Source organism: Streptomyces sp. NPDC043861, from assembly GCF_056435905.1.
Map to the genome: position 1 here is coordinate 53,603 of NZ_JBWKDP010000013.1, position 18,935 is coordinate 72,537.

General features: G+C 69.9%; 19 protein-coding genes and 1 pseudogene. 5 read left to right on the forward strand and 15 right to left on the reverse strand.

From position 1 onward, the window contains the following. The 6 genes from AC068D_RS26595 to AC068D_RS26620 all read right to left on the reverse strand — a co-directional run bounded on the left by AC068D_RS26595 (position 1) and on the right by AC068D_RS26620 (position 6,222). The gene (locus AC068D_RS26595) at positions 1-1,809 is read right to left on the reverse strand and encodes a hypothetical protein (RefSeq protein ID WP_478825594.1); all 1,809 of its coding nucleotides are present in this window, start codon (positions 1,807-1,809) and stop codon (positions 1-3) included. Next, positions 1,803-2,069 carry an ammosamide/lymphostin RiPP family protein gene (locus AC068D_RS26600; protein ID WP_478825595.1) on the reverse strand — a complete coding sequence of 89 codons (267 nt, stop codon included), beginning with the start codon at positions 2,067-2,069 and terminating at the stop codon, positions 1,803-1,805. The genes AC068D_RS26595 and AC068D_RS26600 overlap by 7 nt, the downstream gene beginning before the upstream one ends. 137 nt (positions 2,070-2,206) lie before the next feature. Next, the gene (locus AC068D_RS26605) at positions 2,207-2,842 is read right to left on the reverse strand and encodes an NADPH-dependent FMN reductase (RefSeq protein ID WP_478825596.1); all 636 of its coding nucleotides are present in this window, start codon (positions 2,840-2,842) and stop codon (positions 2,207-2,209) included. Positions 2,843-2,887: 45 nt separating this feature from the next. After that, on the reverse strand, positions 2,888-3,709 hold the full coding sequence (locus AC068D_RS26610) for an AfsR/SARP family transcriptional regulator (RefSeq protein ID WP_478825597.1): 822 nt from the start codon (positions 3,707-3,709) through the stop codon (positions 2,888-2,890). Between the two features lie 428 nt (positions 3,710-4,137). Next, positions 4,138-4,869 (reverse strand): IclR family transcriptional regulator, encoded by a 732-nt coding sequence (locus AC068D_RS26615; protein WP_478825598.1) that lies wholly within the window; start codon positions 4,867-4,869, stop codon positions 4,138-4,140. A gap of 567 nt (positions 4,870-5,436) precedes the next feature. Then, positions 5,437-6,222 carry a thioesterase II family protein gene (locus AC068D_RS26620; protein WP_478825599.1) on the reverse strand — a complete coding sequence of 262 codons (786 nt, stop codon included), beginning with the start codon at positions 6,220-6,222 and terminating at the stop codon, positions 5,437-5,439. 312 nt (positions 6,223-6,534) lie between these two features. Between AC068D_RS26620 and AC068D_RS26625 the strand changes: the two genes are divergently transcribed. Beyond that, a complete protein-coding gene (locus AC068D_RS26625; protein ID WP_478825600.1) occupies positions 6,535-6,894 on the forward strand; it encodes a hypothetical protein in 360 nt (119 codons plus the stop codon). Positions 6,895-7,044: 150 nt separating this feature from the next. On the opposite strand, the gene AC068D_RS26630 is transcribed toward AC068D_RS26625, so the two are convergent. Continuing rightward, a complete protein-coding gene (locus AC068D_RS26630; RefSeq protein WP_478825601.1) occupies positions 7,045-7,305 on the reverse strand; it encodes a hypothetical protein in 261 nt (86 codons plus the stop codon). 158 nt (positions 7,306-7,463) lie between these two features. On the opposite strand from AC068D_RS26630, the gene ligA reads away from it, so the two are divergent. Then, positions 7,464-9,563 carry an NAD-dependent DNA ligase LigA gene (ligA, locus tag AC068D_RS26635; protein ID WP_478825602.1) on the forward strand — a complete coding sequence of 700 codons (2,100 nt, stop codon included), beginning with the start codon at positions 7,464-7,466 and terminating at the stop codon, positions 9,561-9,563. Between the two features lie 43 nt (positions 9,564-9,606). On the opposite strand, the gene AC068D_RS26640 is transcribed toward ligA, so the two are convergent. The 5 genes from AC068D_RS26640 to AC068D_RS26660 form a co-directional block, all read right to left on the reverse strand. After that, the gene (locus AC068D_RS26640) at positions 9,607-10,008 is read right to left on the reverse strand and encodes a VOC family protein (RefSeq protein WP_478825603.1); all 402 of its coding nucleotides are present in this window, start codon (positions 10,006-10,008) and stop codon (positions 9,607-9,609) included. Between the two features lie 56 nt (positions 10,009-10,064). Then, positions 10,065-10,724: an NADPH-dependent FMN reductase gene (locus AC068D_RS26645; protein ID WP_478825777.1), complete on the reverse strand. Its 660-nt coding sequence runs from the start codon at positions 10,722-10,724 to the stop codon at positions 10,065-10,067. An 82-nt stretch (positions 10,725-10,806) separates the two neighbouring features. Beyond that, positions 10,807-11,274, reverse strand: a complete 468-nt coding sequence (locus tag AC068D_RS26650; RefSeq protein ID WP_478825604.1) for an ATP-binding protein — start codon at positions 11,272-11,274, stop codon at positions 10,807-10,809. A gap of 198 nt (positions 11,275-11,472) precedes the next feature. Further along, positions 11,473-12,555 (reverse strand): MBL fold metallo-hydrolase, encoded by a 1,083-nt coding sequence (locus tag AC068D_RS26655; protein WP_478825605.1) that lies wholly within the window; start codon positions 12,553-12,555, stop codon positions 11,473-11,475. A gap of 224 nt (positions 12,556-12,779) precedes the next feature. Then, positions 12,780-13,250, reverse strand: coding sequence for a MarR family winged helix-turn-helix transcriptional regulator (locus AC068D_RS26660; RefSeq protein WP_478825606.1), 471 nt, complete (start codon positions 13,248-13,250; stop codon positions 12,780-12,782). Between the two features lie 232 nt (positions 13,251-13,482). Here AC068D_RS26660 and AC068D_RS26665 point away from each other — a divergent pair, with 232 nt between their 5' ends. Both AC068D_RS26665 and AC068D_RS26670 read left to right on the forward strand, forming a co-directional pair. Beyond that, the gene (locus AC068D_RS26665; protein WP_478825607.1) at positions 13,483-13,623 is read left to right on the forward strand and encodes a hypothetical protein; all 141 of its coding nucleotides are present in this window, start codon (positions 13,483-13,485) and stop codon (positions 13,621-13,623) included. A gap of 43 nt (positions 13,624-13,666) precedes the next feature. Next, entirely contained in the window at positions 13,667-14,158 is a 492-nt protein-coding gene (locus AC068D_RS26670; RefSeq protein ID WP_478825608.1) for a cupin domain-containing protein, read from the forward strand. 128 nt (positions 14,159-14,286) lie between these two features. Here the strand turns inward: AC068D_RS26670 and AC068D_RS26675 are convergent, their stop codons facing one another. The 3 genes and pseudogenes from AC068D_RS26675 to AC068D_RS26685 form a co-directional block, all read right to left on the reverse strand. Beyond that, positions 14,287-15,525 (reverse strand): MFS transporter, encoded by a 1,239-nt coding sequence (locus tag AC068D_RS26675; protein WP_478825778.1) that lies wholly within the window; start codon positions 15,523-15,525, stop codon positions 14,287-14,289. Between the two features lie 238 nt (positions 15,526-15,763). Continuing rightward, positions 15,764-16,726 (reverse strand): bile acid:sodium symporter, encoded by a 963-nt coding sequence (locus tag AC068D_RS26680; protein ID WP_478825609.1) that lies wholly within the window; start codon positions 16,724-16,726, stop codon positions 15,764-15,766. A gap of 504 nt (positions 16,727-17,230) precedes the next feature. After that, positions 17,231-17,593: pseudogene (locus AC068D_RS26685) on the reverse strand (VOC family protein); the annotation flags it as partial. Between the two features lie 373 nt (positions 17,594-17,966). On the opposite strand from AC068D_RS26685, the gene AC068D_RS26690 reads away from it, so the two are divergent. Beyond that, positions 17,967-18,812, forward strand: a complete 846-nt coding sequence (locus tag AC068D_RS26690) for a helix-turn-helix domain-containing protein (RefSeq protein ID WP_478825610.1) — start codon at positions 17,967-17,969, stop codon at positions 18,810-18,812. Positions 18,813-18,935 lie beyond the last annotated feature (123 nt).

Sequence of the window (18,935 nt, forward strand, 5' to 3'; positions counted from 1 at the left end):
TCAGTCCTGAAAGTTGATCAGGTCGAACGGACGGTTGAGCTTGGTGCGTGGCTTGGGCAGCAGCTCTCCCAGCTCACCGCCTTCGGCGACGGTCTTGGCGAGCGTGTCCGCGTCTCCGGGCCGGGTGAGACTCAGCGCGGCGGTCGGGCCCACGGCCTCGGCAGCGGTCGCGGATCCGGTCGCCATCACCTGCCCCGCTTGCGCCAGCGCGATGCGGTACGGGTCACCCAGCAGCCGCGCTGCGCTCTCCGCCCGCTCGTACTGCTCGTTGGCGGCCTCCGTGTCCCCGCCTGTTGCGTGCAGCATCCCGAGCTCGAGACGAACCTCGCTCTCGTGGAAGAGGTCACCCAGATCCGCTGCGTTGACGAGCGTGGTGTCCAGATCCTGCAGAGCGGCTTCCCGCTCCCCGACCAGCAGACGCAGCCCCGCGCTGCGGTAGGCGTGGTGCTTGCGGAACCCTGCGTTCGACGAGCCCGTGGCCTGCTTGAACTTCTCCCAGGTCGCAAGAGCCGAGCCGTGCTTGCCGGCCTTCTCCTGAAGCACGCTGATGTTGGAGTACAAATTGATGCGCAGATGGGCGGAGCTGGCGTCCGTCAGCCCGGCCATGCAGGCCAGTGCCTGCTTCTCGTGCTCGAAGGCCGGGACGAGCCGACGCTCGGAGAAGAGGGTGAGTCCGCGCAGATTGTGCAGCCATCCGCGTTCGCGGCGTACGCTCTCGGCCTCGTCCGGGCGTTCCTTGACGACTTCGAACCCCTGCTCCACCTCGGCGACGGCCTCCGCCAGCCGCTGCTTGCGCTTGGAGAGGGTGAGCGCGGAGTACAGATGCGACTGGGCACGGATTTCGGGGGAGAGCCCTTCGGCGTCCTCCCGGATGGCGCGGAAGCAGGCGACGGCCGTGTCCTGGTCGCCGCGGAATCCGGCCTGGATGCCGAGCACCTTGAGGAGGAAGCCGCGTACGTCCGCGGTGCTCCGCAGGATCGCCGTCTCGAACTCGATGGCGTGGACGAGTTCCTTCTCCCGCTCGGCCTTGGCCAGCAGTTCGGGAATCCGGGACTCGGGTATGCCGGCCAGCAGGCCGATCGCCTCGTCGGCGACGGCTGCCATGCCCTCCCAGTTCGCGGAGAAGAACGCCTTGCGACAGTACGCCAGGGCCGCCGCCACCCGGTCGACGGCGGAGCTCTCGGCGTCCCGCATCCTCAGGTAGAGCTCTCCCTCCTCCGAAACGGGGACGAAGCCGGTGTCCCGGGCCGGTCCCAGGTCCATGACGAGATCGTCCTCGGTGACCAGGAGCCCCATTCGGCGCAGGCAGCGCACTCGCTCTCCGCGGTAGTCGGCGTACCGGCCGACCGGTGCGCGAACCGATGTCGGTGCGTGCAGCAGCAGTTCTGCGCCTTCGACGACCTGGGCATGCTCCACGGCCCGCATGAAGCCGCGCAGCGAGGACAGATCGGTGCCGCCGATCCCACTGACGACAAGTGGCCTGCCCAGCTGCGCCGTTCCCGAGCACAGGGCAGCAGCTGCCACCGACAGCACTCGGTAGACCTGCTCGCTCTCCCGGTGCAGACGCCGTTCGGAGGGCGCGAGGGCGATCTCCTCCAGCGGGACGACGCCGGAGACGGCCTCGGAGGGGAAGAGTTCGGCCCATTCCGCGGCGTGGCGCGTGGCCAGTTCACTGAAGTCGGCGCCATCGGCGCGCAGCGCGCCGATGCTCTCCCGCAGACCTGTGTAGGAGGCTGCGGGACCTGTGTTCACATCGACCCGGACGGCGCTGCCGGAGGCGGGGCCCGCGTCGACCGCCCGCGTCACCATCGAGCGGGCTCGGTGGCTGCGAGGGCGAGGGGAGCGATCTTGTTCTCGACCTCGTCCAGGTCGAAGTCGACGTCGTCCAGGTCGTCGAGTCCCTCCAGTTCGGTGTCCTCGGCCTCCATGTCCTGGGCGTTCTCGTCCTGCGCCTCGGTGTCCTGTGCACCGGTGTCGGCGGGCATGTCCTCGGTCCGTGCAGCGGACTGCGGGGCGGCGGCCGCGGTCGCTTGCGACTCGGGCTCTGTGGACAGCGTGGTGTCTTCCATGTGCGTGCTCCATTCGGGATCACGGTCGGTCGGGGACATGCGGACGGTCCGGAAAAGGGCAGCCGGAACCAGGGAGTCCGAAGAAGGGGAGTAGGGGAGAAGGGACGGGGGAGAGGACCGAGGGTCAGGACCGGGTATCAGCCGGTCTGGGTCCGCATCCGGGCGAACTCGACCACCTGCCGCCCGACAGCGGTCAGCTGCGCGGCGACCCGCACGTCGGTGCTGGTGCCGTCAGGTGCGAGCGTGACCTCCTCCGTGTTCACGGTCACGCCCAGCGGGGTGGGCCAGCCACGGAGGGCGTGCACCACCGAACGGAGCCCGGCGAGGGCCGAAGCGGCCTGTGCACCGCGGGCGGTGACGACGCATCCGACGGCTCGGCCGTGGAGATAGGGCCGGTGGTCCTCCCGCAGGTCCTCGATGTAGTCGAGGGCGTTCTTCACCAGTCCGGACACGCCTCCGTGGTACGCGGGTGTCCCGATCACCAGGCCGTCGGCGCGGGTGATGGTGTCGATCAGTCGTCGGGCCGCCTCGGTACGCCGGTGCTCCCCGGGGGAGTACAGGGGCAGTTGCAGATCCGCGGCGCCGAGCAGCACGGTCCGGGCGCCGGCGGATGCGGCGGCCGCCAGTGCGGCCCGGACCGCCCGCTCCGTCGAGGATCCGGGGCGGATCGTGCCGCCCATGCCGACGATCAGGGGGCCGCCGTCGAGCGGTGCCTCTCCGTCGGGCTTCTCCGCGGAGGGACCGGGACCCGGTTCCGTCTCCAGCACGGTCACACCAACCTCCTTGGCCAGGCGAGGTCCTGAGTCTAGGAAGGCCGGTTACGGAGTGGTTACGCGTTGGCCAGAGGCTCGGACCGAGACGTCGCGGACTCGCATCATCCGCTCGAAAACGTGCTGGGTACCGGGGCTGACATCGATGTCCAGATCACCCGACATCCGGCGGCTGCACAGGTCGTACCAGGACTTCGCCTGGCCCAGCTGACCGAGCTCTCCGTGGACCTGGATCAGGGTCCGGTAGATGTCCTCCTGATACGGGTCGATGTCCAGCGTCCGGCGGCACAGGTCGATGACCTCCGGCATGTCGCCCCGGCACAGGGCGTCCTGGAGGAGGTAGTACGCCGCTCCCAGGGCGAGGGATCTTGCCCAGTCCTGCTGCTCCCGGACCCAGTCGGCGGTCTCGCCGTGCAGGAAGTCCCCGACGTGCAGTTCCAGCGCCCGGCGATACTGCTCCGTGGCGATCGGTCGGTCCCCGCGGGCCGCCGCCCTGTGTCCGTCGTTGCAGAGCCGCTCGAACTCCTCGAAGTCCAGCCAGGCGTCGTAGACCTTGAGGGTGTACCCGCACTCGTTGAACACGATCTCGGCAGCGGGCTGGTCTCCTGCCGACTCCTGACCGCTGAGTATCTGGTGGACCGCGTGCTTGGCGACCTTGACGGAGCTGGACCGCGCGGACCATGCGCGGTCGGGCCAGAGCGCGGCGTACAGTTCGTCGCGGTCGACCGTCCGGCCCCGGTTGATGAGTAAGTAGAGGAATAGTTCGCGTGCCTTGCCGGCCCGCCATCGCTTCACGGGGCGGCCCATCATTTCCAGTGAAAAGCCGCCGAGGCAGCGTACGACGGCACGGGCGGAAATCTTGGGTGTCATGAAGACCCTCTTTTTCTTTCGTGCAGGGAAACTTGTCATGCGGTCAATTCCGTTGCCTCTGGCGGAAGGCCGCACACCCAACACTGCGAACAGCTGTGTGAGGGTCTGCTCGGAGTTGGTGCGCACACAGTCTCTTCACAACACGGCGTTGCGGCAACAGGCGTTCTCAGCGAATGGAAAAGATGGCCGGTAAGCGCCCGGGAGCGGGAAGTTCCGTGCGGAAGGCGGCGAACACTATGACCACAAGGTTGAGCATCGACCCCTCGCGGAGCACAATCCCCGCGCGCGCTCTTGATGGTTCCTGGCGCCGTGTCAGGAGTTATCCGGGGGCAGGGGTGTCGGGTTGTATGCCACGGCCGGCGTTCGAACAGGTGGACGTTTCCGCCGTGCTGTGTCGCGGGAGACACGGCGGACCGGATGTTGACGACTCAGTAACTCCTGCCGGAGAGCGCGTCCGCCGCCCGGAGTACGACATCGACGATGCCCAGCAGATGCGCCCGGTCGACCGTGCTCGCCACGCCCACGGCCGCGACGACCTGGCTCTCCGCGTCGCGCACTGCCGCGGCGACCTCGACGGTGGACTCGCACGGCGTGGCCTCGGCCAGGGCGTACCCCGTGCTCCGCACTCGGGCGAGGCAGTCCCGTAGAACCGCCGCTTCCGCACCCTGCCCCGACGTTGCCATGAGCTGCGTCGCACGGTCGGCGTGAGCCAGCAGGGTCATGCCCATGCTGCTGCTGTCCAGGGCACATCGCGCGCCGGGCCGGGGCAACTCAGTGGGGTCCAACTGCCGGGGTATGACCTCGAGATACACCATCTCGGTCCCGTCCCTGACGGCGAGCATCACCGTCGAGCGCGTCTGGACGGACAGCCGGAGCAGATGCGGCAGCGCGGCCTGGCGCCTGTTCGACGGCGGCGCGAGCGACGCCACCTGCCACAGCCGCATACCGACGCAGTACATGCCTTCGCTGCGGCGCTCCAGCGCACCCAGGGCCACCAGCTTGGTCGCCAGGCGGTGGGCGGTCGCGACCGGAAGCCCGGAGCGCCGGCTCAGGTCACTGGCCGTCAGCATGGGATTCTCGGCGTCGAAGGCCGCGAGAATTCTCATGGCCCGCCCGACGACGGACCGCTCTTCCGGCGGCGTTATCGGCTCGCGTAACATGTTCGATGGTCCTTTCGGTGCCTTCCTGTCCGACCGGCAAAAAAGGAATCCGTGCGGGCGGCGGAAGTTGGGATGCGTCGTGCCGGGAAAGGGGGACCAATCCCTCCCCCGTGAGAGAGCGTTGCCGGCTGTCAGGGCTGCCCGGGGTCCGGAACCATTTCAGCGGCAAGGGGAGCTGGGCTCATTGCGGTTGGCGACAGTGAATACGGCCGGAGCGCGAACGGTCGTCATCGTGGTCGAGGCCCCGGGGACCTGCTGTGGATGCGAGGGATGAGGGATCCGAATTCCCTGTGGGGTACACCGGGTGATTGCGTACCGGAAACCGTCGTGGTCGTGCGGCAGCTCCGAGAACACCTTCAAACCCATGTCCAACGTATCTCCCGGGCAGGCGTTTGCGATTCGATCCAGGTCGGGATCGGCCTCAGTACATACGGCGTCGATCACGAACGCAAGACGGCGCACGCGGCCTGAGACCATACCCACACAGGTTTCCACGACGGAACCTCGCACGACTGCCTGCCGTCCTCCGAGAGGCTGTACTCCGGGCGCGTGTCCGGTCGTTCGGAATCAGGGTGCGGTGTCGACGGTGGCTCCGGCGCCGGGGAGGAGGCGCTCGGTTACGGCGGCGAGAACCTCGGCCCTGTGGTCGTCCAGGAAGAAGTGGCCGCCGGGGAACACCTTCAGCTCGAAGGCGCCTTCGGGGGCGTGCCCCTCCCAGTCCCTCGCCTCGTCCACGGTGGTGTACGGATCCGAGTCGCCGACCAGGGCGGTGACGGGGCATGGCGGCGCCCCACCGGGCACGTAGCGATAGGTCTCGATGGCCTGGTAGTCGCTGCGCAGGGCCGGCAGGATCATCGCGCGGAACTCGGGATCCCCCAGCAGCCGTGGGTCCGTGCCCCCCAGCCCGTGTATCTCCCTCAGCATCGCCTCGTCGCTGTGGTGCCGGAAGGAGTCGTCGCGGTACCGGTCGGGCGCGCGGCGGCCGGACACGAAGAGGTGGACGGGCATGGGCAGTTGGTCACGCAGCAGCCTGCGCGCCACCTCGTAGGCCACGACGGCCCCCATGCTGTGCCCGAACAGGGCCAGCGGGCGGCTCGTCCGGCCCGCCAGTACTCCGGCCGCCTGCTCGGCCAGGGTGGCGATGTCCTCGACACAGGGCTCCGCGGCGCGGTCCTGGCGACCGGGATACTGCACGGCGACGACCTCGACCGCAGGGGCGAGGGCGCGGGCGAGAGGCACGAAGAATCCGGCGGAGCCGCCCGCGTGGGGGAAACAGAACAGCCGTACCTGTGCCTCGTCTGCGGGCTGGAACCGCTTCAGCCACCGGCGTTCGTCGAGTGACACGTCATTCATGCGGGGGAAGTCCTGGGGGAGAGGAGGGGCCTTTTCGCCGTGCTCCGGAGCGTCCGGTCGGGGGCCCCTGGGCAACGTCGCGCCAGCCTAGGCAGGGGCGGTGCCTGCGGCAATGTGCTTCCCGGTCGATGGAAACCCGCCAACACCGGCCGCCCGTCCGGCGGCTCCGACGGGCCCGGGCCGGGGGAGTGCGGGCCCCGGGACTGCCGGCGCCGTCGTCCGTGGAGCAACTGCGCAACGGAGAGTTGGAGGGCGCGGGCGGGCGCAGAATCCGACGGAAGGCCCGGAAGGGGCATGTGGGATGCTGGTCCGATGCGACTGGCGTTCGCCATGGAAGCATGGGTGACCATGGAACCCGGTGCCGATGCCCGGGCACCGGGCGCAGCCGTCACGGTCGCCCTGTGCGGGGACTGGGCCCACGAGCCCCCGTGCCCGCTGTCCCCGCACCACACCGCCACGGACCGGTCGCAGGACGAGGTCCGCCTCCGGGTGCTCTTCGTTGCCGAGCCCGAGGACGAGGCAGAGGTCCGCCGCCGTGTCCTGGCGGCCCTGCACCGGGGGAGCCTCGAGGACCCGGAGGGGAACACGGTGCGCTGGCGGCTCCGCGAGGCGCTCGCGAGTGAGGTCCGCGACGACGAGACCGCTCTTGCCCGACGGCTCCTGCGAAGCTGAGGCGGGAGCGCGGCCACGGACGGCCCGACCTCCGCAGTCGTGCCGGACGACGGATGGAACCCCTCCAGGACGTTCCGCCTGCAAGCGTGAGAACGGTGTGCAGCCGGCCCCGCCACCGCTTCCTGGGGCACGTGGTCCGGCGTCCCGGCCTCACGTCACCCTGATCCGCAGTTCGTACGGCGTACCCGCGCTGATTGCCTGGGCCTGTGCACGCAGGTCCGACGGTGTGAACTCCAGCAGCGCCCGGTCGGCGGCGCGGCGCAGCAGCGGCACGATCTCGGCCGGTGGACGTCCTTGGTGGGTGGCGGCGATCTCGGTGAAATCCCGCTGGTACGTGATGCCGTACGGCTCGTGCTCGCTGTCGGCGAGGAGTCTGTGCAGGCTCTGCCTGTTGACGCTGATGTTTCCCATGACCGGCTCCCTCACTGGGCCACCCGGTCGGGCATGGCCCATGTCCTCGACGCTACGAGAGGGGTCTGACAGTGCACCTCGGCCATCGCTCGAACAGACCGTCCGGCCGGCCCGTGGGCGAGTGGGCGTGCGCAGGACTGTCAGTGCCGCGGTGCACGATGTCGGACATGACGAAGACTCCGGTTCTTGCCGATGCCGCTGCGTATGCGCAGGCGGTCGAGGATGCGACCACAGCGGCGGCCGCCTACTACACGGGCGGGGACAGCGCGCTCGACGACGACGCCTACGACCGCCTGGTGGCAGCGATCATCGCCTGGGAGGCCGGCCACCCGGACCAGGTGCTGCCGGGTTCGCCGACAGGGAAGGTCGCCGGCGGGGCGACGGTCGGAGACGTGCCGCACATCGTCCCGATGCTGTCGCTCGACAATGTCTTCTCCGCCGACCAGTTCAGGGTCTGGGCCGCCTCCCTCGAGCGGCGGATCGGCCGCCCGGTCGCGGCGTGGAGCGTGGAGCCCAAGCTGGACGGGCTGGCGATCGCGGCCCGCTACCAGGACGGCAGACTGACCCGCCTGATCACTCGGGGGGACGGCAGTGCCGGCGAGGACGTCTCGCACGCGGTCGGCACCATCGTCGGCCTGCCCGCGGTGCTGGCCGAGCCGGTCAGTGTGGAACTGCGCGGCGAGGTGCTGATGACGACGGCCCAGTTCGAGACCGCGAACGCCGTCCGCGTCAGGCACGGGGGAGAGCCTTTCGCGAATCCGCGCAACGCCGCGGCCGGCACCCTGCGCGCGAAGGATCGCGCGTACACCGTGGAGATGTCCTTCTTCGCGTACGGGCTGCTCCCGCTGCCGGCCTGCGGCCGGGCGCTCGCCGATGAACTCGCCCGGCTTCCCCATGGTGAGCTGGTCGGGCGGGCGGCGGCTCTCGGTGTGAACACCACCGCGGCGACCGCCGTTCCCGGCAGCACGGTGACCACCACCGAGGAAGTCCTCGCCCGTGTCGAGGAGATAGCCGCTCTTCGCGCGGAGCTGCCGTTCGGGATCGACGGGATCGTCGTCAAGGCGGATCTGGCGGCCGATCAGCGCGATGCCGGTGCCGGGTCGCGCGCGCCCAGGTGGGCGACCGCGTACAAGCTGCCCGCCGTCGAGAAGATCACCCGGCTGCTCGACGTGGAGTGGGCGGTCGGCCGTACCGGCGTCATCGCCCCACGCGCCGTCCTCGAGCCCGTCGAGATCGACGGTTCCACCGTCACCTACGCGACCCTCCACAACCCGGCCGACATCGCCCGCCGCGATCTGCGCATCGGGGACCAGGTGATGGTGTACAAGGCAGGCGACATCATCCCGCGCATCGAAGCACCCGTCGCCCACCTGCGGACCGGTGCCGAACAGACGATCGCCTTTCCCGAGGTGTGCCCGCAGTGCGGCTCCGGTATCGACACCGGCGAGCAGCGGTGGCGGTGCATACGCGGCCGCGACTGCCATCTGGTCGCCTCGCTCTCCTACGCCGTCGGCCGCGACCAGTTCGACATCGAAGGTCTGGGGACCACCCGGATCGTGCAGCTCGTGGACGCGGGCCTGGTGGCCGACATCGCCGATCTCTTCACCCTCACCCGCGACCAGCTGCTGCAACTGGACCGTATGGGCCCCACCAGCACCGACAATCTGCTGGCCGCGATCGAGCAGGCCAGAACCCGTCCGCTCAACCGCGTGCTGTGTGCGCTCGGTGTCCGTGGCACGGGCCGCTCCATGTCACGTCGCATCGCCCGCCACTTCGCCACGATGGATGCGCTTCGGCAGGCCGACGCCGAGGCCGTGCAGCAGGTGGAAGGCATCGGCGTGGAGAAGGCACCCGTGATCGTCGCCGAGCTCGCCGAACTCGCGCCGGTCATCGACAAGCTGATCGTCGCCGGCGTGAACATGACCGAGCCGGGCGCCGTTCCCCCTTCCCCCACCGGGGAGGCGGAGGACGATGCCGATCCTGCGGCCGCGGGCCCTTTGGCGGGCATGACCGTGGTCGTCACCGGGGCGATGACCGGCCCGCTCGAAGAGCTCTCCCGCAACCAGATGAACGAACTCATCGAACGCGCCGGAGGCCGGTCGTCCTCCAGCGTCTCCAGACGGACCAGCCTGCTGGTCGCGGGAGAGGGAGCCGGTTCCAAGCGGGTCAAGGCCGAACAGCTCGCCGTCGCGGTCATCACCCCCGACGAGTTCGCCGCTCTGGTGACCGGCCTTCTCAGCCCTGTGCCGAGCGCCTGATCACCTCCGGGGCGGTCGCGTGGCCCTGCGGCCGTCCCGGAGGTCAGCGAGCTTCGCTGAGCTCGAGCAGATGGCCGTCCGGGTCGCGGAAGAAACAGCGGATCTCGGCGTCGTGATCCACCGGCGGCGTCAAAAAGTGCGCACCCCTGCTGCGAAGCGTCTCGTAGGCGGCGCGGCAGTCGGCGACGCGGAAGGTCATCTCATGGCTCACCCGGGTCGCGTCGCCGGGCGGGGCGAACGTCACGTGGGGCTTGTCCGCCGTCGGCCCACCGCCGGTGACCAGCAGGAGCCACGTTCCCGACAGACTGAGCACCGCGCTGGTTCCGCCGTACTCCCGGACGACCTCGGCGCCCACGACATCGCGGTAGAAGTCGCGCGAGCGGTCGATGTCGGCGACCACCAGCAGATGGGTCAGCTCGGTTCCGGCGGGGAATTCGTTCGTCATCTCCGGTCCCCTGAATGCATCGGTGATGCTTCGGACGAGTGGCGCCCGCGCGCCGTTCAGTACTCCGCGCGCTGTGTGACGGGGGCGCTCGTGCTGTCGCCGAGGAACTCGTACCAGCGGCGCTGGAGACAGGGGTAGAGCGTGTCCGCCTCGACCAGATCCAGGAAGGAGCTCACCGTCACGGCCAGCCGGTCCTGCAGCCGGGTGTTGATCAGGTCCCCGTTGTCGTCGAACGCCTGATGGGCCTGCGCCAGGCTGAACATGTCGGGATAGACGCGGGCGCCCAGGTGCTCCAGGGGAACACGCAGCGCCCACAGCCCCCGGTTGCCGCCCACCATGGACGGGGACGCCGAGAGAAGCAGGGTCTGCTTGTCCTTGAAGGGCTGGGGCCGGAATCTCGACACCCAGTCGATGGCGTTCTTCACCACGCCCGGGACCGAGGCGTTGTACTCGGGTGACGCCATGACCAATGCGTGAGCCGCCTCGATACGGTCCCGCAGGGCGACGGCCGCCTCGGGCGGCCCCTGAGCCTCCTCGGCATCTCCGTCGTACGAGGGGGTGTCGAAGTCGCGCAGACGTGCCAGGTCGGTCGTCGCACCGGTCCGGCCGATGAGCGAGGCGACCAGCGCGGCCAGCCGCGAGTTCACCGAGCCTGTCCTCAACGATCCGGACAGCACCAGTACCCGCAGTGTTTCCCGGCTGCCAGGGGCGGGCATCGCGCCCGTGTCCTCGTGCGAGCGGGGGGAGTCCGTCATGATCGTGCCTTTCTGGTCGTGCCTGTCCCGTTGCCGTCCGGGCTCACGAGCGTCGGCCCGGGCCCCGTTCATCGGCGCGCGCCGGCAGAGCGAACTCACACCAGATGCGTTTTCCGCCCACGAGAAGATCCTGGCCCCAGCGGTCGGAGAGTGCATCCACGAGGAAGAGCCCCCGGCCGTGCTCCCGGTCCTCCCGGGGGCCTTCCCGCAGTGCGGGCTCGGGGGAAGCGTCGGCGACCTCCATGCGCAGAACCGCTTGAGGACGGTTTCCCGGCGCCGGGAGGAGGCGGAGCTCGAGCCCGACCCGGCCGCGCCCGTGTGCGACGGCGTTGGTGATCAGCTCGCTGGTGAGCAGTCGCAGGGTGTCCACCAGATCCGTCGGTGCGCCCCAGCCGGCCAGGACGTTCTCGACGAGCCGACGGGCGGATCGTGGTGCCGTGGCCGACCGGGGGAGCCTGAAGACGGCCCTGCGTCGCTCCTCCGTCCGGGTGCTCACTGGAGTGGTGTTCATGGTTCGCACCGATCAGAGGTTCGTGGACATATCGGTTGATGTATCCACTGAATTTCACCGTAGCACTGCTGGTTGACAAGTCAACCAATGTGTGCAGAGATCGCGCCCGGCTGCCCGGCTGCCCGGCTGCCCCGCTTGCTCCGGTCGATGGGCCGGGGCAAGCGGGCTTCGCGCGGTGACCTGCGCTCCGAGCGGTGATCAGGGGCGCACGGAGAACGGTCCGAGGACGCCGTAGTCGATCCTCAGCGCCTCGAACATCGCGAAGGCATTGTCGTAGGTGAAGACGTCGGCGGCGCCCAGGCGGTCCACCCAGGCGGGTACCACCGCGTCGGAGGTCCGCTGGGTGACCGCGTCCATGTAGGTCTTGAACACGGCCCAGGGGTTGTCCGGGTACTGGGCGAACATCGGGGTCGGGTCCACCGCGGCGATCGACGCCCGGGCGTGCCGGTCGAGGTCGCGCACGTATTCGCGCTGGATCTCGACGTCCCGGCGAGTGCCCAGCCGGGTGAGGTGCCCTCCGACGTATGTCTCGAAGGGGAAGTCGAGGGCCTGGTCGTGTGCCTCCGTCCAGCCGGGGATGTCCGTGGACATGGCCAGGTTCTTGAACGGCACCCAGCCGGGGAAGACCAGGTCGACGAGCATCAGCACGCGCTGCTCGGGGGCGTGGATGAAGATGTTGTCCGGGCTGTGGTTGGGGCCCTTGTAGTGCAGCTTCAGGACCTGGTTGCCCACCTCGAGTCGCAGTGAGTCGGAGAAGACGCGGGTCGGCAGGGGGCGGTTCGGGTCACGGGTCTCCGCCAGCAGTCGCCGTGTGCGCTCGTGGGCGATGCGGACCGCCTTCCGCGGGAAGATCCCGGCGGCGCCGATGTGGTCGGCGTGGTGGTGCGAGTACACGACGTGGGTGACCGGCTGTGACGTCACCTCCGCGATCGCGCGGAGGATGTTGTGGCCGATGGTCGGCGGTGCGTCCACGACCACGACGCCCGCCCCGGTCACGAGGAAGATCATCTGGTAGGTGCCGTCCGTGATCCAGTGGAGCCCGTCGCGGATCTCCTGGACCAGGTAGCCCTTCTCGGGAATGCGCGGGCCTCGCGCTGTCGGCGGGACAGGGGCGTAGGCGGCGGGGGTGCCGTCGGCGGCCAGTGCCGTCCCGGAGGGCAGAAGAGGCTGGAGGAGGGCTGCTGCGGCGGGTACGGAAGCTGCTGCCGCGGAGTAGCGGAGGATGCTCCGTCGGCTCGGCGGGGTGGCGGCGGTTTCGGGCTTGTCGTTCGCTGTCGACATGGCTTCTGTCTCCTTTGTGCCCGGGGTGATACGACGCATGAGGTTGACGCGTCACCTAATGTGGCTGACGTATCAACCACTGGATTCCACGCTAGACCCGGAAAGTTGATGAGTCAACTAAATGGCTGAGGTGACGCTGCGGCGACGCCGGGCCCGCGACGAACGGGCAGTGGACGAGTGTGCGGTGGGCGGTGCGACGCGAGTGCGATGCCGGGGTGGGGCGACTACTCGGTGCCGATGCGGCCGCCCAGGCGGTGCACCACGGTCTCCGAGATCTCGGCAAGGGCTGCCAGCTGCTCGCGCGAGAGCGCATCGACGAAGATGCGGCGGACGTTGGCCGCGTGCAGGGGCGCGACGGTGCGGATGGCGTCCAGCCCTTCGGGTGTGAGCACGGCGAAGGCGCCGCGGGCGTCGGTGGGGCACTCCTCGCGGCGTACCAGGCCCCGGCCTTCCATCCGGCGCACCTGGTGGGACAGTCGGCTCTTCTCCCACCGGGCCTGTGCGGCGAGCTCCTGCATCCGCAGCCTGTGGTCCTCGGCCTCCGACAGTGGAACGAGCACACGGTAGTCGGCCATGGAGAGCTCGCCGGCCCGCCGCAGCCCCTGGTTGACCTGCTCCTCCAGGAGCTGGCTCATGGCCACGAGACCCTGCCATGCGCGGCGTTCCGTCTCGTCCAGCCATCGGGGTTCGGTCACTGGTGGAGATTAGCTCTCCACTGATTGACGCATCAACTCATGGCTCGGGCCGACGCCGGCAAAACAGCGGCCGACGTGTCGGCACGGGTCGCAGGACGGGGCGCCCGGCTGATCCGGGTCGCCTCGGTGGCCGTCGTGACCGTCCTGGCCGAACTGGTGGTCCTCCGGCGGAGGCGGCGTACCGGCTACTTGGCTGCTGCGCACCAGTGGACGCAGGCCGTTCGTCCTCGTCGTGGGCGGACTCGGCTGCCTGGCCGCAGGTCCGCTGGTCGCCCTGATGCCCGCGCTGCTCGCACTGGGACTTCTCGCCGCGGCCGTCACCGCACTCGGCGTTCTGCACGGCCGGAGGGCCGGGGCCGACGTCACGGCATGACGTCGGTTCCCGGCACTCGGGCCACGTCTGCCAGGATGCAGTGATGATGGAGCGACCGTTACCGATACCCGCCCCACGTCCGCTGCTTCTGCGTCCCGAGGACGGTGAACTCATCGACGTGGCCGGGGTGGAGCACTTCTTCCGGCTGACCGCCGAGCACACCGAAGGACGTTTCGCCTTCGAGGAGTTCACCCTGGCTCCGGGAACCGTCGGCGCGCGGCCGCATGTTCACCACGGGCACGACGAGTACTTCTACGTGCTCGAAGGGATGCTGACCCTCCACAACGGGGAGGGCGAGGTGACGGTGGGCCCGGGGCATCTGCTGTCGGCCGTGCGAGGCACTCCGCACGGCTTCCGGAACGCGGGCGGCAGTACCGTCCGCGGGCTGTGCCTCTACACCCCGGCCGGCTACGAGGGCTACTTCCGCGATGTGCATGCGGCCGTCGCGGCGGGGGCCGAGGTGACGGACGAACTCCTCACCGAGTTCCGGGGACGCTACCGGACCACGGCCGTGGACGGTGTCCCGCCGTCCTGACGGCCCCGCCCGAGCCCCTGATGCGCCCGCCCTCCGTGCCGCTGTCCGCCGGCCGGTTCGTGTCTCCACCCGCAGCTCCGTGCCGCCCGGTCGTGTCTCCACCCGCAGCTCCGTGCCGCCCGGGCGCTTCACTCCCCGTTCGCCCCGGAGCTCCGGGCTGCACGGCGCGGTCCGCTCAGAAGCAGGGCGATCACCAGATACGGGACGGCGAACAGTGCGAACGCGGTGCCGTGGGACACACGGGTGGAGAGCGCGGCGTAGGTTGCGTAGACCAGAAGCGTGGCAAGGCTCGTGCCGAGACCGGCGAGGGACGTCACGGTCGCCCGGCTCGGACCGGTGATGGCTTCCTGAAGCCGGGCGTCGGCGAGTACGTCCGCCAGCTGGAACACGAGGAACCCGGCGCCGACGAGAACCAGTCCCGGGGGACTGCCGAGCAGCGCCCCGCCCGCGAGCGCACCCGACGCGGCCGCGACGGCCGCGCCGAGGGCCCGCGAGGTGAGGCGCTCGCCGGGGCCCACGAGCAGTGACCCGAGCGTCACCCCGACCCAGACGATCAGGACCAGCCAGGGAACGGTCGTCGTGGCGGCACCCGTGGCGGCGGCAAGCAGTGGCACGTACTCGTCGAGGGCACCCCAGACGGATGTCACCGCCACGGAAAGGATCAAGGCGTTGCGTACCCGGCGGCTGCCCCCTGCCTCCTTGAGACCGGCACGCAACGTACCGGCGAAGCCCGCCGACGACCCGGCGCCGTGTGTTCCGGCGCCGGTGGGTCGGCCGGTGTCACGGTGCTCGGGCAGCATCCGTCCGACGGCGGAGCAGAGCAGACATGCCGCGATTCCGGCGGCACCCACTGCGGTGTATCCGCCCCATGCGAACACCGGGCCTGCGGCGGCCGTTGCCGCAGCTGTCGCGACCATGCTTGCTGCAGCGGCACGCCCCATCACGCGCCCGTATCGCGATGCCGCGCCGAGCCGGTCGAGTTCATCGTGCACCAGCGCTTCCATGGCGCCGGACCGCAGCGCCCCACCGACGGCCCACAGCATGAACCCGGCCGCGAAGGCCTCGTAGGACGGGACGACCACCCACAGAGCGAAGCCGGCCGCCGGGAGCAGCGGTCCGACCACCACCATCAGACGCCGGGACACGACATCGGCCCATATCCCCGACGGCACCTCAACGAACAGTGCGGTGAGCGACCAGAGGGCGAACAGCGAGGAGATCTGGGCGGTGCTCAGGCCGTGTTCGGCGAACAGCAGTGCATAGACGGGATAGAGCAGGACGAAATCCTCAAGTCCTGCGTAAGCGTAAAGAGTTCGCTCCAGCCGGCGCACTCCGGGCGCGGGCGGGCATGACGACGAGACGAGCATGGACACTGGTCCTTCTGCAGAACGGGCGGGTCACCGGGGCGCTCACCCACGCGGTGGCCCGCGACAGCCCGTTCCCGGACCTGCGGCGGGGGATCAATGTCGTCGGCTCATGAACGTGAGTCTATGGCCAGGCGGCAGAGCACCGCCTGCTGTTTTCGGTGGCATCGCGAGCGGTCGGCCATGATCCGGGCGTCCCGGCAGATCCTGCGCGCCCTGACGGCCTTCCTGGCGGACGCCTTCAGATCCGCTCGGCAACTCCGTCGTCCGACGGGGCGAGACGGGGGACGAGGCGGACGTAGACGACCATGCCCACGACTTCGACGAGTGTCTGGGTGACCACGACGACGGCCGCGACGCCGAGGCCGCCCGGCAGGGCCAGCGCGAGTGGAAGGACGACGAGGGAGTTGCGCGTCGCTCCGGTGAAGATCACGGCTCGGGCGGATCCGGAGTCCAGCCGGAAGAGCAGGGCGACGGCCTTCCCCGCGAAGGCCATGACCAGCAGAAAGAGGATGTAGAACGGAACGACTGCAATCACGTCGCCGAGCTGTGCACCGAGTCGGGGGACCTGGGACGCCACGACGAGCAGCAAGGTCGCGGCCATCAGCGGCACCATCGTGGTGGTCAGCGCGTCCGCTGTCCTGCGCCCGGCCGCGACCCGTCCGGCCCATCCCTGGACGGCCCAGGCCAGGACCAGGGGGATGACGATCAGTACGAGAAAGGCCTCCAGAAACGGGCCGGCATCGACGGCACCGGCCAGCTCCGGGCCCATGAACGCGAAGAGGAACACCGGCAGCAGCAGCATCTGCACGACCAGCAGCATCGGAGTCGCGGCCAGCAGGCGCCGGCTGGAACCGCCGGCCAGGCCGCTGAAGACGATCACGTAGTCCACACACGGACACAGCAGAACGAGCAGGACGCCCATCCGAACCGCCTGGTCGCCGGGCAGGAAGGGGAACATTGCGGCAACCACCAGGGGCACGACCACGAAATTCACCGCCAGCGTGGCCATGAGGAAACGGCCGTCCTTCACCGACCGGAGCAGGTCCCCGGCAGGGACCTGGAGGAAGGTCACGAACAGCATGGCGCCCAGGACCGGATTGATCGCGTGTTCCAGGCCCGGCCCGGCCGCCGGCACGGCAAGCCCGAGGACGGCTCCGACGCCCATCGCGGCCACGTAGATCGCCACTTGGTGATCTTCCATCCGCTGGATGGGGTCCCGTGCTCGCGGCGACATCCTCGCGACTCCCTCGACGCGTTGCCCGCCGCCCGTACGGCAGCCTCGCCCGCCATCCTCACAGGCCGGCACCGCAATGCGCTCGCGACACCTGGCGCGTATCGGCTCCAGGTGCCGCCGGCTGCAGTGACGAGCGGGTGGCGGTCCTTCGCCTTCCGGTCGGCTCATGCCGTCCCGAGGCGTGCGGATGGTCCGCAGCCGCCGGAGCACCTGCGGCTGCCCGAGCCCATCGACCCCCAGCGTCCGTTCCCGGTGCCGGCCCCAGTCCTGTGACGCAACCATGCCGAGTGCCGGTCTGCTCGCCGGGCGGGCAGGTCAGGCGACCCGGGCCGTACGCAAGGTCGCCCGGAACGAGCCATGGTCAAGATGAGCGGGCCGCCACTCCGGCATCGTCATCGTGGATGCCGCATCCCGCCGTCCAGCCGATCTGCTGCCGGGCCGGTCGTGCGCCGGGCCGGCGAGTCGTCGGCCGTGACCGGTGTCGACGACGCAGAAGCGGTTGCCGTCGGGGTCGGAGAGAACGATGAAGTCGGCGTCCTGCGGATAGCTGTCCCAGTCGATGTGACGGGCACCGAGCGACACCAGCCGTTCGACCTCGGCAGCCTGGTCGGCCGCGTCGTCGGCGTACAGGTCCAGGTGGATCCGCGGATGTTCCTGGACCGGTGTCGTGCTGAGACCGAGCGACAGCCGGGCCCCGGTCCCGTCCGCGGGTACCAGCACCACCCAGTCGTCCGTGGCCGCCTCCCGCGGCACGTATCCCAGGGCCTCGGTCCAGAACGTCATCGCACGCGGCACGTCGGACACGCCCAGCACAACGGAACCGATTCTCAGCATGCTCCGAGTCAAGCAGAAGGCGCAGGTCGTCGGCCCGTGCGGCACGGCGGGCGTCGATGAACCCGCGTCCCACGGCAGTTGGCGGCTGCGCCCTCATGCCCGGCAGGACCGACAACACCCGAGCAGGGGCCTCGACCAAGGGCTGTCCCGTAATCTCCGGTGGACCAGCGCGCGGCGTCAGATGCATGGGGTCTCCCCGGGCCCGCCAGGGTCGAGGGGAAGCATCGTAAGGCGGAGGGGTGTCCTCATACTGGGCGTATTCGGGAACTCCGACAACGCAGCGTGGGGGTGCCTCCCAGCGGCAGCTGGGGGAGTGCCGTAGCAGTCGTCGTGCGCCCGCCGGGGATTACGGGACAGCCCTTAGCCTGGCAGCATGAACGACCGCACTGCGTTGGGTGAGTTCCTCAGAGCGCGGCGTGAAGGCCTCAAGCCCCAGGACGCGGGTCTGGCCGCTTACGGCCGACGGCGGGTCCCGGGCCTGCGTCGCGAGGAGGTCGCCCTGCTCGCCGGCGTGAGTCCCGACTACTACACACGCCTGGAACAGGGCCGTGAGTCCAGTCCCTCGCCCCAGGTCATCGGGGCCGTTGCCGCCGCACTCCGTCTCGACGCCGAGGCCACCGAGCACCTGCGGAGGCTGAACCGGGCCCCCCGGGAACGCCGGAGCCCCGTTCCTGCGCACGACCGGGTCGACCCGCAGCTGGTGCGGCTGCTGGACAGCTGGCACGACGCCCCCGCCTTCGTCCTCGGCCCGGCCCTGGACGTACTGGCACACAACGCCCTCGCCGCGGCCCTGCACACAGGCTTCGAGCGGTTCGACAACCTGGCCTGCATGATCTTCGTCGACCCGGCAGCCCGCCGGTTCTACCGGGACTGGGCCGAGGCCGCCCGGTCGTGCGTCGCCGAGCTCCGAGCAGCCCACGGGCACGACCCTGAATCGCCGCGGATCAGTGAGATCGTGAAAACGCTCTCGGACCGGAGCCCGGAATTCGCGGCGCTGTGGGCCCGGCACGAGGTCGGGGCGAAGACCTTCCGGAGCAAGCGCCTCAGACACGGGCGGGTGGGCGATCTGGAGATCAGGTTCTCGGCCTTCACCGTGAATGCGGCTCCCCACCAGCAGCTGGTCGTCTATCAGGCCGAACCCGCAGGTGCCACAGCCGCTGCGCTGGCCGCCCTGCTCCCGCGGGCCGGGCACGGGGAGACCGTCCGGCCCGTCTCCTGACTGCTCCGGACGCCGGACGGGAATCGGCTCGGGCGGGCCGGACACAAAGCCGCAGGCCGGAGCCTCGCTGACGGTCCCACTGCCCCCTGTGGGGGGATGGCTCGGCGGCGGGACGCCCCTTGC

Bases quoted from the DNA above. Each gene is read 5' to 3' on its own strand.
- AC068D_RS26670 (WP_478825608.1), top strand. From the start codon at position 13,667: ATGATGGAGCGACCGTTACCGATACCCGCCCCACGTCCGCTGCTTCTG.
- AC068D_RS26645 (WP_478825777.1), bottom strand. From the start codon at position 10,724: ATGCCCGCCCCTGGCAGCCGGGAAACACTGCGGGTACTGGTGCTGTCC.
- AC068D_RS26680 (WP_478825609.1), bottom strand. From the start codon at position 16,726: ATGGAAGATCACCAAGTGGCGATCTACGTGGCCGCGATGGGCGTCGGA.
- AC068D_RS26610 (WP_478825597.1), bottom strand. From the start codon at position 3,709: ATGACACCCAAGATTTCCGCCCGTGCCGTCGTACGCTGCCTCGGCGGC.
- AC068D_RS26640 (WP_478825603.1), bottom strand. From the start codon at position 10,008: ATGACGAACGAATTCCCCGCCGGAACCGAGCTGACCCATCTGCTGGTG.
- AC068D_RS26625 (WP_478825600.1), top strand. From the start codon at position 6,535: ATGCGACTGGCGTTCGCCATGGAAGCATGGGTGACCATGGAACCCGGT.
- AC068D_RS26630 (WP_478825601.1), bottom strand. From the start codon at position 7,305: ATGGGAAACATCAGCGTCAACAGGCAGAGCCTGCACAGACTCCTCGCC.
- AC068D_RS26690 (WP_478825610.1), top strand. From the start codon at position 17,967: ATGAACGACCGCACTGCGTTGGGTGAGTTCCTCAGAGCGCGGCGTGAA.
- AC068D_RS26595 (WP_478825594.1), bottom strand. From the start codon at position 1,809: ATGGTGACGCGGGCGGTCGACGCGGGCCCCGCCTCCGGCAGCGCCGTC.
- AC068D_RS26615 (WP_478825598.1), bottom strand. From the start codon at position 4,869: ATGTTACGCGAGCCGATAACGCCGCCGGAAGAGCGGTCCGTCGTCGGG.
- AC068D_RS26650 (WP_478825604.1), bottom strand. From the start codon at position 11,274: ATGAACACCACTCCAGTGAGCACCCGGACGGAGGAGCGACGCAGGGCC.
- ligA (WP_478825602.1), top strand. From the start codon at position 7,464: ATGTCGGACATGACGAAGACTCCGGTTCTTGCCGATGCCGCTGCGTAT.
- AC068D_RS26655 (WP_478825605.1), bottom strand. From the start codon at position 12,555: ATGTCGACAGCGAACGACAAGCCCGAAACCGCCGCCACCCCGCCGAGC.
- AC068D_RS26675 (WP_478825778.1), bottom strand. From the start codon at position 15,525: ATGCTCGTCTCGTCGTCATGCCCGCCCGCGCCCGGAGTGCGCCGGCTG.
- AC068D_RS26600 (WP_478825595.1), bottom strand. From the start codon at position 2,069: ATGGAAGACACCACGCTGTCCACAGAGCCCGAGTCGCAAGCGACCGCG.
- AC068D_RS26620 (WP_478825599.1), bottom strand. From the start codon at position 6,222: ATGAATGACGTGTCACTCGACGAACGCCGGTGGCTGAAGCGGTTCCAG.